The following is a 15,038-nucleotide window of genomic DNA, read 5'->3' as shown; positions in this document are numbered from 1 at the left end:
GCGACAATAACTGGTAAGTGAAATATGAAACAATTCATCAGTACAGATGCACTACGCACTAGCTTAATTGTGTGTATCTGTATGATGTTCGGGAAACTATTCCATGTAAATTCACATGTGTACTTTGCTTTATTTCCGATCATCATCGCCACAAAAGTAAAAGATTACAGTTGGAAAGGGTTAAGCAAAACATTCGCCATAGTCTTGCTATCAGCTTATTGTGCGGTTTTCGTGTCTGAAGTTTTTAGTGATCACCCTTTCATTATTTGGACGATCAGTATTGTGCTCTTCGATCAACTAAGAAAACGGGCAGATTCTCCAGCCAAAGTAGGCGCACTGTTTATGCCAACCATTAACTGGATATTAAATGTTGTCTTTGCGCTACATACCACTATGGATATGCCGCAGCGTTTACACGAAGTGGGACTCGCGATAGTGGTGAGTATCTGCGTTACCAAACTGTTTTTATGGCTATTGCCACCTAAACCAAAGGCTGGGTTTGGCAAGCCAAAATCGACACCCGTTACCGCTAAACAGCGTTTAATATCAGTCAGCTTAATTGGCTTGGGTCTTGGCTTTCTAATGATTGTCGATCTTGTCTCTGGTGCATTTTGTATGGTGCCTGTGATTGCAGCGGCCACACAAACGAGCCGAAAGGCCTATTTAAACGTAGTGAAATCACGCTTTGTTACCCAAGTGGGCGGATGTGCTATTGCTGCAGTATTTATGCTACTTATCGCGGGCTATCAAAGTAACTTTATTCTTTACGGCTTAGGGCTATTTGCACTTATCTATGCCATTACCCATAAAATTTATCATGATCAAGGCCCACACCAAGAGCTACACGCCGATATATTGTTAGCAACCATGTTGCCCATTCAACTTTATATGTCGAACAGTGAGTTAGGATTAAGCAACACTTTCCTTCGTGGATGGGAACTTAGCTGCACTTTAGGTATATTGGCACTGTTTTATTTTCTTACTACAACGAAGCAACGTTATGTCACAGAATTACACTGATATTCCTGCACTCAATGAAAGCCTGTCTTTTACTATGGGTCTGGCTTACAAACAGTTTCGCAGCCTTGCCACTTCTGCGTTAGCCACTGAATTTGATATTACGTTAGAAATGTTAGGCGCATTGCGTGTACTGAGTCATTTAGGTGAAGTGCCGCAACAAGCGGTATCCGATGCGCTCCATCGTGAACGCTCAGTCACCAAACGCTTAATCGATAACTGCATTAAACGTGAGTTAATTACCGTAAAGAAATCAGAGCAAAATAAGAAAGCACGCTATCTGGTGATCACTGAAAAAGGTCAAGACATCGCACAAAAGGCAACGCAATGTATCACCAATATCAATCACGATTTCTTCGCCCCATTAAGCGATGAAGAGCGCGATCTTTTATCCAAACTAAACAAAAAATTAATTCGCCACGATATACTCGTCAATTCGTGAACAATTTCAGGGACAAATACGATATGGATATTTTCGTTATTGATGCTTTTACCGACCAACATTTCAAAGGTAACTCTGCGGCAATCATGCCAGTTACTACATTTCCAGATGCCTCATTAATGCAGCGTATTGCTGCTGAAAATAATCTGTCTGAAACAGCTTTTATTAAACCAACGGGCGATAACACCTATGCAATACGTTGGTTTTCTCCTCTCACTGAAATTGACTTTTGTGGTCATGCTACGCTTGCTTCTGCCTTTGTTCTGTATCAGTTTTATCAGCTTAAAGGCGAGATCACCTTTACCACAGAGCAAGTCGGTACACTGACAGTAAAACAAGCCACCAATGGCAATATTGAAATGAATTTTCCTTGCCAGCCCGGTGAAGAAGTTGAACCACCAGCCACCTTACTCAAGGGATTATCTATTACGCCTATCAAGGTGCTAAAAAACCGCCAAGCCTACATTGCAGTGCTCCCCAATGAACAAGCAGTACACGATATTGTCTGTGATGCAGAACAACTTAAACAGTTAGCGCCTCACGATATTGTAGTTACCGCACAATCGTCACAATACGATTTTGTATCTCGTTATTTCTGGCCTGCTAATGGTGGTTATGAAGATCCTGTAACCGGATCTATTCATACTGCACTTGCTCCGTATTGGGCACAGCAGCTCGATAAACGTGAATTAACCGCTTACCAAGCTTCACAACGTGGTGGCGTTTTACACTGTAAAATGATCGAAGATGATCGGATTATTATTTCTGGATCCGCGGTGTTGTATCTACGTGGCAAGGTTTACTTATAAGCCTATTAAATTCCTAATATGAACAAGGAGAGCTAACCATGCTCTCCTTGTTTATAAATATTATGAATACGCCTTAATGTCCGTCGACCGCTCAATACCGACCATTTCAAGTAATTGCGATAGCTGCGTAATTTCTACATCAGGCATAGTATTCGCTTTCGGCTCTTGTGGAATTTGTTGTTTTTGATCGTTAAACCAACAAGCTTGAAAACCACATTGCTTTGCGCCATGAACATCTGCTTTCAAATGATCGCCAACATGGAGAATATTCTCAGCGGGCAACTGGAATTTTTGTTTCGCTAAGTTGAATAAATCAGGCTCTGGCTTAGATAAGCCATCACGCCCTGCGTAATAGACCTCAACAAAATATTGCGATAATCCAATTTTATCTACATCCACATCACCGTTGGTTAAACCTATCAGAGGAAAATGTGCACTTAGCTCTTTTAGTACAATATGGGTTTCATCTGGTATATCGATTTGATTGCGTATTTTAGTCGCCACATCTAGCCCCTGTTGAGCTAATACCTTGGCTTCATTTAAACGAAAGCCTAATTGCATCAAACCGATCTTCAGCGTCTTGCGCCGCCACTCTCTACCATTATGCTTTAACATAGGATCAATCGTCGCTAGTTGCTGTTGTAGCTTCAGCCACGAATAAACATCAAGCGTTAAGTGTGATGGCAAGATCTTTGATAACCATAAAATCACGGCTTGTTCAACACGCGAAATGACTGGACGATTATCATATAACGTATCATCAAGATCGAAAGTCAGGGCGCGAATTGGCATTAATTGACTATAAATACGCATAACACCTCTTTTTATTTAAATATTAAATAACAAACAGTTACGAAAAATCGGCACTCATTGATGCATCTATACACAGACTTTTGCTAAGAATTAATCATCTACATAACAGATCTAATCTAACCACTCTGTGCTGTGCTACCTACCTTGTTGTCATTCATAAGGCACTTTTCTAAATTCAGTACACCAGATAGCACCCTAAAAAATACCTAAGTCACATAATCAGCTAATAATACTGGCATAAATAAAAATAATAACCATTATTCTTAACCATGAACCAACATACATCCTACAAATGGTTAAAGGAGAAGTAAGATCGACCATATTGTAACTAGGCATCAAATTACTCACCTCTGTCATTATCAGGAGGCTCTTATCAAGAGCATTTAATCCCTCTCTTTTTATTCATATGAGAAAGTTCGATGAAAACACTTAGTTTTATCTTTGTTCTTCTTTGCACACCACAATTGGCATTCGCGGCATTAAAAATCGGAGTATGGAAAGAAAATATAACCCCCACAGTATCTGAACGCTCTACAAGCTGTATGGGGGGGTATAGTTTACCCTTAACAAACCCTCGATGTGACATAACAGATGCGCATGATTATCTTTCTTTACGCGCACTTTATATGGCGAATAACGATACTCAATTTTCATTGATAGTTTTTGATACAACAGGGGTTGGTGACGCCCTTATTAACGATATTAGACAACGCGTAAGCATGCTTACGAACAAAGTAGATGTAGATAATCTGGTAATTGCTGCGACACATACCCACGCCGGACTTGATTACCAAGGGATATGGGGAGGTATAGGCATTGAATATCGCAACCGAATTGTTGATATAGCAGCAAGAGCGATTATCCAAGCACAATCAACCGCTCAAGGCGTAAAAATATTTGCCGCACAAACACAAGTTCCGGTTTCCAATCGTAGAGGCTGGGGTATCGTCGATGATAGTGTCACGACACTGTTTTTTGATAATCGAAAAACCGATCAACCGATAGCAACACTTGTTAACTTAAGCGCTCATCCGACTATATTGGATGGCAATAACATTCAATATAGTAGTGACTACATTGATAGCTTAAGAACTAATATTGAGCGTGAACGAGGCGGTATGGTTATCTTTGTCAATGGTATCTTAGGTGATGCACAATTTAGCACAACAGAAAGAACGATAGAGAAAGCCAACGAAATTGGAAAGCTTGTTGCAAATACCATTCTTGAATCGGAAAAAGCAAAACAAAGAGTAATGGGAACACTCAACGTATCGACCATTACATTCACCCACCCTGTTAGTAATACCGCCATACTTCAATTACAACAGAGTGGCGCACTAGATATTAATTTAGATGATAAAAACCAAATTAGTGTTGATTTGAAATATGTACAGATTGGTAGATACACCAGTTTATTAACCTTTCCTGGCGAAGCCTTAACACGATTAGGATTACCAATTAAATATAACATGCGCGGTAAATATCATTTATTCATTGGATTGTCCAATGCCTCTTATGGTTACTTCATTCCTAGCGACGAGTTTGGCCAAATTCCAGGGCGAAATACTGAAGAAAGGTTTTCTATGGACAAGTATGCCGGAGATGAAATAAAAAGAGTCATAGATTCAAGTATCAAATAACAGCAGAGCTGCATTCGAATAAAACCAATTAACAAAAGTACAATGGCGTAATCTTGTTATGAGTGCCCTTACTTATAAATAAAAGATGAATTCTTTCTGATTGAAACAAATTTTTACATATTGAACTGCAACAGGATAGGACGTTAGACGGTCTTGTGTCAGTCATTCTTCATATTTGAGTCTGACTACAACATAAAAATATTAAATCTTAGAAAGGTAAAGTCATATGATGAATAAAATTATTTTTTCTTTAGGTTCATTGTTAATGATTACATCCGTAAACAGTTTAGCGAATGAATTATACTTTGAAACTAATCCCGTTTTTGAATCTACAGACAGAGGTAATCTTTTAGTTGGACATAAAAAGTTAGGGCTCTATACATTCAAAAAAGATCTTAATTCACCAACCAAACCTCAATGCACGACATTAGAAGATCAGGGGCCTCTGGGCTCATGTTTAGCTCGCTGGCCAGCAGCTGTCGTTAGTCAAGAAAATATAGAAGATATTATGGCTTCCGATAGTAATTTTGGCGCCGTCTATAATGAAGATATTAAAATGTTACAGTTAACATATTTTGATCTTCCTGTTTATTATTGGTTTAAAGACAGCAGCACAAAGAATTTTACCTATGATGGCGTTCAAAATGCTTGGTCATTAATCGTTCAGGGGCAAAAACCTGTTATGTTTGATGGGTTAAACAAATAAATTATTTAAATATGAATAAGATAATAGGTTGCCATAGGCAACCTATTATTACTTCATATGTTTTCAACTAAGAAATAATTCATGGAGATTTACCAGTGTTCAATCTTATTAATTCATTCTTGGTTACGTTTATTTTTCTCTTTGCACAATCTTCCCATGCAGCCGACCCATGGGAAGTATCTGTCGAGCATGCCCCTAGCGGACGTTTCGACACCAATGTAGTAGCAATGACTTGGATGCCTACATTCTGTCATGCGAATAATGTAAGTAATAATGAAATTTGTAGTAATGAATTTAAGCTACATGGTATCTGGCCTTATTACATAGCCAGCAATGATAATGATAAGGTATTAAATTATCATCCATCTCATTGCTACCATTCCAAAGGATGTTCATTTTCTAAAGATTGTAAGATTTCAACAGAAACAATTTCATACCTTAAAGAAGATCCAGCGATGCAACGCGCCTACCCCAATAGCGTCGCACTTTGGTCTCATGAATGGAAAAAACATGGAACATGCTCGGGGCTGAATCAAAAAGAATATTTTGCACAAGCAAATACCTATTTACCTAAAATATCTCCCCATATAATAAAATTAAAAAACCTAATAGAAGAAAATAAATTATCGCCTATTAATGTGAGTCGCATATATTCACTTCTACCTAATAACGTATCCTTACGATGTAAAAAAATACAAGACGAAAACTACTTATTTGAAGTTAACTTCTTTTTTAATCGCACAGGTGAACCCCATAACCAAGTCAATACTCAAATTGGGGATAAATGTAACGGAATGGTCTTTTTGAGCTGGTTAACGAAAAAGGAATACTAAGAGTACGATGCATATCTACGGCATCACGAAAAATACTTTTTATTCAACCTCTATAAGAATTTCTAATTATGCTACATATTATAAAAAACTTTATAGCTCTACTATTTTTTACCATTGCTATTACAGCTTGTAGTACATCAACACTTACATGCCCAGAAGACGCACAAGATTGTGGTTTACCACCATGTGAACTCGCTGGTACTTGTGTTCCCTAAAAATAATTCACTCAAGCTCAATAAAGCTAGTTTTAAACTATATATATTTCCTTATTCCAATGAAATGAGAGATAACATTACTCGGTCATTTACCTCAGCCTTTATAACAAGCTGAGAGAAAGGAGTAATTAATGGTTTCTCGGATATTGATGACAGCACTAATAGCAACGGTAAGTTTATCTTCATATGCAGGTACTATTAATGTATATGGCGCGGGAGGTCCGCATCATGCATTTGAAGAGGCTGCGGCTGCATTCATGTCTCTTGATGAAAATAGAGATGTGAAAATAAACATCATTTATGGACCACTAAAGAAATGGGAAGAATGCGCGAAAAGTATTAGCACGGATTGTCAGCAAAAAGGTGCTGATATCTTATGGGGCACATCAGAACATGTGACTTTTACATTGATGGAGCAATTTAAAGACTATGGCTTTAATAATAAAAGTACATCTGCGATTTATCTAAGACCAGCGGTTATCATAGTGCAAAAAGGTAACCCAAATAAGATAGAGAGCTTTTCTGATCTGATTAATAGAGACGATATAAATAAGGTTGTAGTCAATAACCAAACTTTAAATACACTGACTTCAGGGACTGGTATTTGGGAAGATATTGCTGGAAGAGAAGGTAAACTTGACGATATTCATAAGTTTAGAAAGAAGATCATTTATCAGGGACAAGGAAGCGGCGACGCGTTTAAATATTTTGATAAAACCTATGCCGACGCATGGATCTCTTGGCCTGAATGGTATGCTAGTCATTCTCAAAAAATAGATGTCGTAAATATAGAACCAAGTAGAAGGATCTATAGAGCTATAACCATTACAAAAAGAAATGATGTATCGGAAGAGACAAACAGATTCTATGAGTATCTTATCAGCGGAAAAGCCAATAAGATCTTTGAAAAGTATTATCTTATTCGCTAGTTTTTATATCTAAAGTAAGTTAACTCACAAGACCACCGCGATATTGCGGTGGTTATTTGTAACCATTATCTAATAATTCTATTACGATCAAATAGACACTGAGAGAAACTGTAAAAATCTACAATTTATAACTGTTGTGAAATCACGATAATCCAATTCTGGAATCTATTTATAATATCAGTTTCTTTACTTTAACAATCAGTATTAACAATTGTTGTTGCAGTTTCACCAGGCGCGCTAGGAGCACTGTATCCAACATAGCAAGTTGTTGCTGTTGGGCTGAACCCCCATGCAATATCAGCATCGCTAGGCTTAATCATAAGTTTGAACAAATCACCATCAACATCAACGGCTAGAATTATGCCATCAGGATCTGCCGTTGGATAACCATGCACGATCTTAACCCCATTGCTCAGAAATCCATCAGTTATATTCTCTATAAGTGATTTAGCATTTGCAATATCAGCGGCTCCTTGCATAGACCCCTTTATTCCCTGAAGTGTTGCTATCCGAGCTTGACTGATGATATCAAAAAAACGAGGCGCTGCCGCAATCGACAATATCCCTAAAATGACTATAACGATGATCATCTCAATTAAAGTAAAACCATTATGGCGTTTCATTTTATTCCTCTATAGACACTTAAACCCAAAACGTGACAACTAAATTTGGAAGTACATTTCACGAGCCTTATCATTTGTTACCATTACATCTTTACTATGTTTAACTAATTTTAGTTTCTTCCTTTCAAACTGAGATATCGATAAATAGAACCGTGAATGAACACAAAGTATTTCACTAAAATAAGAGTTTATGTAAAAAACGTGATAATGTTCAAATTATTGTCGTGAAAAGTCAGGCAGACATGTAATCTTACTTTAACGGAGAAGATTCCAAAACTTTTGTGTAAGTCCTCATGTTATCACCCACTAAATCTTTAATGGCTAAATTACCTTCAACGACATCAATAATTAATTTTTTATTAACTGGAAGTAAATTATGACCTCTAATTATATGTGTAAAAGTCAATGTATTTCCTTGTCGAACAACAGTTCCTAAAACATGACGTATAGTGACTTTTTCTTTCTTTGATATATCATAACCATTGGTTTTAGATGAAAAATATCCCGTTTCTTTATCATATTCAATCACCGTTATATTGGAGTTGTTATGACTACGATAAACATACTTCCCACTACGTAATAAAGAGATTGATCGCACTCCTGTCGACAAATCTGCGTCTAAACAATAAAGTATTTGTTCAAGATCATCCATTGAACGAACGATTTCAATATATTGGTTAGACTTATCAAACATTGAATAGATATGCTCGTAACCAAGGTAATGTGCTTTAGTTGGTGTAATTACACTTGAAATCACTATAACGCAAAACAATAAAGTCTTTATTTTCATAGTATAACTCCCTGTAAGTTTAATTGACTCAATAAGAAGTATTTTTATATGAAAACAATATATTTTTTGAAATACTATTAAAGAAAAAGAAAGCGTGATTATCTGTGAAATTACTTATTTCCACATATTTTTTTGAGTCAAATATTTCACATTTATAGTCCCAGTCATACATAAACTCATTTTTAACTACCGGAAAATACACCTCTATAAATTAAGTGTTTCATGCAGACTATAACAACCAACACTTCTTCAACTTACAAAATACGATTAAATAGCACTATTTTTATAAATGCGCACTGATTGTTCTTATAAACATTTTCGCACACTCTTCCGATATAAATTTCATCTTAACTATTCAGCTAATCTTAACACGTTCTCTTTCATTCCCACTATTACTTAACAATATAAAATTATCGAAAAACAATAAATATTTATTGCAATAACGAATAGGAATGGAGTAGATTACGTCACAGCTAAGGCAAGAAGACACAAAATACGCATTTATCGTTATCAAAAGGAATACAACAATGAAACAACATCTCGCTTTATTATTTTTATTAGTGCCTATCATTGGTCATGCACAAACAACAGATACACAAATGAAGTCAATTACACAATGTGCAAGTAGTTTGCCCAATGATAGTTATCGTATGGCTATCAATTTTGATGTCAAAAATGGTAAAACTACAATAAAAGATTTCAGTGTTACAGATGGAAGTAGTCAAGAAATTGGGGAGGTCCCGCATCAACAATTGATAGAGTTCACTAAATGTATCACACCATTTCTCTCGATCAATAAAACAGATATTTCATTAGAAAAATAATTAGTATAATTCATACCAGTTCAACCATTGAACTGGTATTGATATAGATTATTAAATCTATTGACATTGATTTACTGCCTCCAAACTAATATGCATAAATATGCTCTTGGTTATACATATTATAAAAAACATCGAATTTAATTTTATAAATTAATTTTGCGACTTTTTATAAAAATGAAATATTGAACACCTAACGCATCTGTTTTTATTTATGCATCTATAATAAATTTTTCAATATCTATCAAACATATAATTACATAATAAAAATACACTTGCCTTTTCAACAAGAAATGCTGAGTGTAATTAAAATATCGGATAAAGTATTTTTACTGGTTCAAAAGAATTATATCAAGTGTTATTTCTACTTCAGAATAATGAGTTAATTACTCCTAAACTTCGTTTAGATCTTGATAAAGCACCCACTTACGAAATAGACAAAGGAGAGAAATGGTATTCTCTCCTTTTTTGTCAGTATGCTATGCCACTCTATTGGCTGTAATCATTTCTAAGTACGCGCTCATCGGTAAAATATTCAATAAACTCGATCTCTAAATTATTATCATCAATAAAATAAGCACTGCGGCGATAAGGGTGCTCGCCACTCCAATGATCAACCTCATAACCTATTTTGTTAAGCCTAGAGATAATAGCGTCAATACTTTCAACGACAATACCAACATGCTTTATACCTGATGCACTTCCTTGCCAGTCGGGAATCTGACCTTCTCCCCCTGAACATATCGCCACGTAGCTTTCTTGATCACCAATATGATACCAATGCATCGGTTGACCAAACCAATCATCAAGTTTTCCTTCTCCACGAATCGTCCATTCAGGTAGCGCTGTTAATAAAAAATGGATCGTTTTTTCTGGCTGAGACACCTGTATGTTGATGTGTTCTACATATCCGTTCATGACGTTATTTCCTTGTTGTTATTAAAGTATGCCGCCACTTTAATTCCTCAAGCTAACTTGAGGTCAAGAAGGTTTATTATTGTTTGTTTAACAACAAGTCATTACTTACATATATAAAACGAGGAGTTCTCCCTCCTCGTCTTCACTAATATTTAGCGATCAAACTTTCCATTGAACTCGTTACTCCAGATTTTTCTTTACTTGGTTTGATCCACAGCTTAGAAAAGTTACACCAGCCATTCGCGTTGATCTCCACACCTTGTATTTGCTCTGGCACAGTAAGAGTTAACCCTTCACGCTTTATTTCAAACAAAATATGTTGTTGTTCGAGCCATGCCATAACGTGGCTAATCAATGCTTGCTGACGTACCGCATCCACTTCAATCCGTATCGCAGCAATCTGCTGTTGTAGGTGATCATACTGGGTAAAGCTTAATGCCGATGCCCAGTGCGGGTATAACTTTAAGAAAGCAAACAAACTGGTGTACTTATTATCTTCCTTTCTCACCCCTAAAATCGACACATCAAGCCCATCAAGAAACTGACCAAACTTTACTTCTTTCATCTTCAGAGTTTGAGGGGGATGCGAATTATCAAAATAGCTCAGTAACTGTTTCGCGTACTCTCGACATTCTCGATTATTCTCATGACTTATCGTATAAACAGAATATTGCGTATCTGCTTGAGTCTGATTTCCTAAAAATGCCGCTGCTAAGTTTTGTTTAACATCTTGATTTTGTAATTGCTTATTGGCGATTAAACAATAAAACGAACCGACATAATCACAGGCTGTTTCATATACTTTTAAACTGTCATTTAAAAAGAAAAAGTTCTGATAACACTTCTTTCTTTCTGCCCAATTCTCATGGATCCAAAATTCAATTTTCTCTATTAATGCTGATGTACGGTTATATTGTGAGAAGCGCTGTAAGCGTACTAACTTGTTTGAATTGACTGCTAACGAGAAAGGTCCTGAGCCAATGGCTTTAAAATTTGATTCATTAGCAAATACAAACTGCTTTGGCATGATTGCCGTTTCAGCACGACATAATAATTGAGTGAAGAAAGGATCTGGAGCAGATAAATGAATTTCAACCACATCAAAAGAAACAGCAATCACCTTCTCAATATGATCATACAATCGCTGCCATTGCGCTGAATGAATAAGTCCTTTAAAACTTGCCACCACATCATCTGCCGTCAATAGCGACAAATCATGAAACTGGGTTTCAGGACGAAGATAGAAGGTCCAAACAGTATGATTTTTATTTCTTTCCCAAAAATGCGCTAAATTGCCAGCCACCTTGTTAGCTTTTTCTTCAACTAAGGTTTGATAAATTTCCGAGATAAAATGACGCTCAGTACGCTCGGTAACAAAATGTGGATGTAACGTTTTCATACAGCGATGAAAAGGTGCAAGGATGGTGTTGTGTTTCTCTGTCACAGCTTGTGATAAATATTGCCACAGCCCAGCAGCCGTATCTCGCCCATTAAATCCCACCAGCTTATAAACTAAATCGAGATTACTGTTGTCGTTCGCTTTATCAATCTCTTTATGGCATGCCTGTATCGGCTCAAGTAAACAATTAAGGATCCCTTTGTTACCTCGCCCTACCGTTGGAGACCAAGTCAACCAACCAAGTGTCGTCATTTGATTTAATAAGGTTCTCGCGTGACGCTCACTACAATGAAGAAATGCAGCCACCTCTACGATAGTGACGTTACTTTTACCAGGACCTACACGATTAAATATATTTTCATATAGTTCCAGTTTTCGTCGACTCATCAGAAGGATCCTTGCGTGACTTTAGATAATTATCATTAAACTTCTTTTGCTGACTAAGCGTTAACGGTTTGGCTTTAGAAAACTGCTCTGAGCCAAAAATAATGTTCAGCCTTTCTAATCGCTGCTCTGGACTAATATATATCAAACGTGAAAGCCATCCTGTTTTTTTGTCATAACATTTTGATGCATTAATAATTTCTTTAATTTGATTATAGAATTTCATGTCTTAGCTCCTGTCATTTAATAACTTCATTTTAGGAGCCTTATCCCATTTAAAAACGGAACAAAAAAAGAGACTGTTCCGGTTTTAACGCCCATAGCATCAATTTTTGAGATCTTTAGCGAAAAAACCACCAAAACAACGCGAACGTTTGCTGTTAATTGCATTAAATCGTGTTCAAGTCACACTAATTTGTAACTAGAAGGTTACTATGCAGCACGGTAACTCCCCAATGATATTTCTATCAATAATATGGATGATTGAATGAAACTTATTAAAACTCTTGCTGCTGTTGCGATTTCATCTGCTTTATTAACAGGCTGTGTATTTGAAAGCGACAACGATGTGATCCCAGTAAGCGAAGTCTCCGTTGCGACCTTTAACCTTTCATTTGACCGCTTTACGTTTGAACAACTTGTCGATGAGATGCAAACAACACCTTCAGCACAACAAGCATTAGTCGATGGTTTTATTGCCAATACGCTAAGTGCTGATGACAAAGCAAAAGCACAAAAGATCATTCAAATAAGAAACGTTGCAGCCATTATTCAAAGCCAACGTCCTGATATTATTTTACTGGCAGAATACAATAACGACGGTACAGGCGATGACTTATCCGCCTTAAAGGGTTTCCAAGATAACTACTTATCAGTAGGTCAAAGCCTAAATAGTATTGATGGTGGTGACACCCTATCGCCAATTCACTATCCATTTGCCGAGAGCTATGCAACGAACACAGGTTTAATGAGTGGCTTGGATCTTAATAACGACGGGAAAGTAAATAGCGGCCCAAATGATGCGTGGGGCTTTGGTCAATACCATGGTCAATATGCGTTTGCTCTCATGTCTCAATTTAAAATTGATAATAAAAACACTCGTACTTTCCAAACCTTCAAATGGAAAGACTTAGCGACAGCAACCATGCCTGTGATCAACAACTGTGATGATGAAAAAAATAAAATCCCTGCAGGCATGAGTTGTGGAGATAACTGGTATAGCGATGCTGAGTGGCAACAATTACGTTTATCATCGAAAAACCATGTTGATGCGCCAATCATTATTCCAACACCTTCTGGTGATCAAGTAGTACATATTCTAATGTCACACCCGACACCACCAGTATTTGATACAGTGACTGAAAATAACAAACTGAAAAACCGTGATGAAATCCAATTCTGGACTGACTATATCGATGGTGCTGAGTTCATTTACGATGACAAAGGCACAAAAGGCGGCCTAGCGGATAACGCCAAGTTTGTGATTGTGGGCGATCTGAATGCAGATCCTGAAGCAGGTGACGGCTTTATCGAAACCATTGATACCTTATTAAAGCATCAGCGAGTGAATCAAGAAGCCACCAATGGCGCTTATGTTCCAACAAGCTTTGGTGCTGAATACTGCTTCCCAAGTGGTGAATGTCGCCAAGATAACCCACACCCAGATCGTCTAACCAGTACGTTTGGTTTACAAGTGGATCACGCTATTCCATCAAGTAATCTAAACATTGTTGATTCTGGTGTTTATTGGCCTGCGCCGAACGAAGCTGGCTATTTACTGATGAACGATAAGCGCATTGGTAAAGGTAAGGGCAAAGATATTTCATCAGATCATCGTATGGTATGGCTAAAAGCCCGTTTTAACTAATCCATCACGATAAAAGCCGATCATCGGATCGGCTTTTTTATCTCATTATCATTTATCCGCAGCAGACAGTAACTTTTCTTCAAATGATAAAGCAGCGGCATTAGGCTCAAACACCACACCTGAATGCGAGCGTTCTGCCGTTTTACCTTCCATATAACGATAACTTAATACTTGATTCTCATTCATCGTATCAAAGCTAACATTGCCTTTGAAATCACCATCTTTAGCCAATGCCATAGAGTTAAAGAAGAAAATAAAAGCCGCTAAGATTGATGTTTTAAATACAGTTTTCATACTCATTTCCTTTTAACTACAGAGAAAGTAATTTCTTATTTTGTTCAACAACTTGTAACGATACCGCTAGGAATAAAATATCTTTCACTAAAAAGAATGATGTCGTAGGAACACCATCAACCATTTTCCATGTATCAGGCGTTGTGAATAAAAAGCTTAACGTCACAATTGAAAGGACACTCGCTAGAGCGCCGAAAAACACCCCAGCTTTTGGATTAAAGAAGCTGTAAATCAAACCAAACGCAATGATGATTTCGCTGATACCAACTAAATTTGAAACGCCCTGAACAGATAAAATGCTATATAGCCAGCCCATAAACGGATGATTTTTCACTAATGGCTCTATTGCTGCTGCCTCTGCGGGAGTGAATTTAAAAATACCGATCCACAGTAAAAGTAAAACAACACCGAAAACGCCAGTTTTATAGCTTAAAGGCGTCTTAACCCAACCCGATGACTGCTGTTTTATATTATTCATATTATTTACCTACCAAAAACAAAATCAAACTAAACGGTTTAGTTTAATTTATGTATTAAT

General features: G+C 37.0%; 17 protein-coding genes. 9 read left to right on the top strand and 8 right to left on the bottom strand.

Annotated features, from left to right (window positions below; genetic code table 11):
• The first annotated feature begins 24 nt into the window (after positions 1-24).
• The 3 genes from Q7674_RS00850 to Q7674_RS00840 are packed head-to-tail and all read left to right on the top strand — an operon-like array spanning position 25 to position 2,268.
• Positions 25-1,020: a DUF2955 domain-containing protein gene (locus tag Q7674_RS00850; RefSeq protein ID WP_008988601.1), complete on the top strand. Its 996-nt coding sequence runs from the start codon at positions 25-27 to the stop codon at positions 1,018-1,020.
• Entirely contained in the window at positions 1,001-1,459 is a 459-nt protein-coding gene (locus tag Q7674_RS00845) for a MarR family winged helix-turn-helix transcriptional regulator (protein WP_008988600.1), read from the top strand. Before Q7674_RS00850 ends, Q7674_RS00845 begins: the two co-directional genes overlap by 20 nt.
• 23 nt (positions 1,460-1,482) lie before the next feature.
• Positions 1,483-2,268 carry a PhzF family phenazine biosynthesis protein gene (locus Q7674_RS00840; protein WP_045065781.1) on the top strand — a complete coding sequence of 262 codons (786 nt, stop codon included), beginning with the start codon at positions 1,483-1,485 and terminating at the stop codon, positions 2,266-2,268.
• A 60-nt stretch (positions 2,269-2,328) separates the two neighbouring features.
• Here Q7674_RS00840 and Q7674_RS00835 read toward each other — a convergent pair whose 3' ends face one another.
• A complete protein-coding gene (locus tag Q7674_RS00835; protein ID WP_045065783.1) occupies positions 2,329-3,081 on the bottom strand; it encodes an HAD-IA family hydrolase in 753 nt (250 codons plus the stop codon).
• Between the two features lie 419 nt (positions 3,082-3,500).
• Between Q7674_RS00835 and Q7674_RS00830 the strand changes: the two genes are divergently transcribed.
• The 4 genes from Q7674_RS00830 (at position 3,501) to Q7674_RS00815 (ending at position 7,404) form a co-directional block, all read left to right on the top strand.
• Positions 3,501-4,721 (top strand): hypothetical protein, encoded by a 1,221-nt coding sequence (locus Q7674_RS00830; RefSeq protein WP_305422255.1) that lies wholly within the window; start codon positions 3,501-3,503, stop codon positions 4,719-4,721.
• Between the two features lie 226 nt (positions 4,722-4,947).
• Entirely contained in the window at positions 4,948-5,427 is a 480-nt protein-coding gene (locus tag Q7674_RS00825; protein WP_305422253.1) for a COG4315 family predicted lipoprotein, read from the top strand.
• A 95-nt stretch (positions 5,428-5,522) separates the two neighbouring features.
• Positions 5,523-6,260 carry a ribonuclease T2 family protein gene (locus Q7674_RS00820; protein WP_023934923.1) on the top strand — a complete coding sequence of 246 codons (738 nt, stop codon included), beginning with the start codon at positions 5,523-5,525 and terminating at the stop codon, positions 6,258-6,260.
• A gap of 346 nt (positions 6,261-6,606) precedes the next feature.
• Positions 6,607-7,404: a substrate-binding domain-containing protein gene (locus Q7674_RS00815; protein WP_045065789.1), complete on the top strand. Its 798-nt coding sequence runs from the start codon at positions 6,607-6,609 to the stop codon at positions 7,402-7,404.
• Positions 7,405-7,595: 191 nt separating this feature from the next.
• Here Q7674_RS00815 and Q7674_RS00810 read toward each other — a convergent pair whose 3' ends face one another.
• Entirely contained in the window at positions 7,596-8,027 is a 432-nt protein-coding gene (locus Q7674_RS00810) for a prepilin-type N-terminal cleavage/methylation domain-containing protein (RefSeq protein WP_023934926.1), read from the bottom strand.
• A gap of 250 nt (positions 8,028-8,277) precedes the next feature.
• Positions 8,278-8,817: a hypothetical protein gene (locus Q7674_RS00805; protein ID WP_023934928.1), complete on the bottom strand. Its 540-nt coding sequence runs from the start codon at positions 8,815-8,817 to the stop codon at positions 8,278-8,280.
• A 527-nt stretch (positions 8,818-9,344) separates the two neighbouring features.
• Here Q7674_RS00805 and Q7674_RS00800 point away from each other — a divergent pair.
• Positions 9,345-9,641: a hypothetical protein gene (locus Q7674_RS00800; protein ID WP_023934930.1), complete on the top strand. Its 297-nt coding sequence runs from the start codon at positions 9,345-9,347 to the stop codon at positions 9,639-9,641.
• 486 nt (positions 9,642-10,127) lie between these two features.
• On the opposite strand, the gene Q7674_RS00795 is transcribed toward Q7674_RS00800, so the two are convergent.
• The 3 genes from Q7674_RS00795 to Q7674_RS00785 form a co-directional block, all read right to left on the bottom strand.
• Positions 10,128-10,556, bottom strand: a complete 429-nt coding sequence (locus Q7674_RS00795; protein ID WP_045065791.1) for a VOC family protein — start codon at positions 10,554-10,556, stop codon at positions 10,128-10,130.
• A 145-nt stretch (positions 10,557-10,701) separates the two neighbouring features.
• Complete coding sequence (locus Q7674_RS00790; RefSeq protein ID WP_045065793.1) at positions 10,702-12,342, bottom strand: SgrR family transcriptional regulator; 1,641 nt, start codon at positions 12,340-12,342, stop codon at positions 10,702-10,704.
• The gene (locus tag Q7674_RS00785; RefSeq protein ID WP_045065794.1) at positions 12,314-12,565 is read right to left on the bottom strand and encodes a hypothetical protein; all 252 of its coding nucleotides are present in this window, start codon (positions 12,563-12,565) and stop codon (positions 12,314-12,316) included. Before Q7674_RS00785 ends, Q7674_RS00790 begins: the two co-directional genes overlap by 29 nt.
• A gap of 261 nt (positions 12,566-12,826) precedes the next feature.
• Between Q7674_RS00785 and Q7674_RS00780 the strand changes: the two genes are divergently transcribed.
• Entirely contained in the window at positions 12,827-14,206 is a 1,380-nt protein-coding gene (locus tag Q7674_RS00780) for an endonuclease/exonuclease/phosphatase family protein (protein ID WP_045065796.1), read from the top strand.
• 48 nt (positions 14,207-14,254) lie between these two features.
• Here the strand turns inward: Q7674_RS00780 and Q7674_RS00775 are convergent, their stop codons facing one another.
• Together Q7674_RS00775 and Q7674_RS00770 are read right to left on the bottom strand one after the other, a co-directional pair.
• A complete protein-coding gene (locus Q7674_RS00775) occupies positions 14,255-14,500 on the bottom strand; it encodes a hypothetical protein (protein WP_045065797.1) in 246 nt (81 codons plus the stop codon).
• Between the two features lie 16 nt (positions 14,501-14,516).
• Positions 14,517-14,978, bottom strand: a complete 462-nt coding sequence (locus Q7674_RS00770; RefSeq protein WP_045065800.1) for a DUF417 family protein — start codon at positions 14,976-14,978, stop codon at positions 14,517-14,519.
• Positions 14,979-15,038: the final 60 nt, after the last annotated feature.

The organism is Photobacterium leiognathi (genome assembly GCF_030685535.1).
Classification (GTDB): domain Bacteria; phylum Pseudomonadota; class Gammaproteobacteria; order Enterobacterales; family Vibrionaceae; genus Photobacterium; species Photobacterium leiognathi.
Note: the sequence above shows the minus strand (reverse complement) of the source record. Positions and strands in the feature narration are given on the sequence as shown.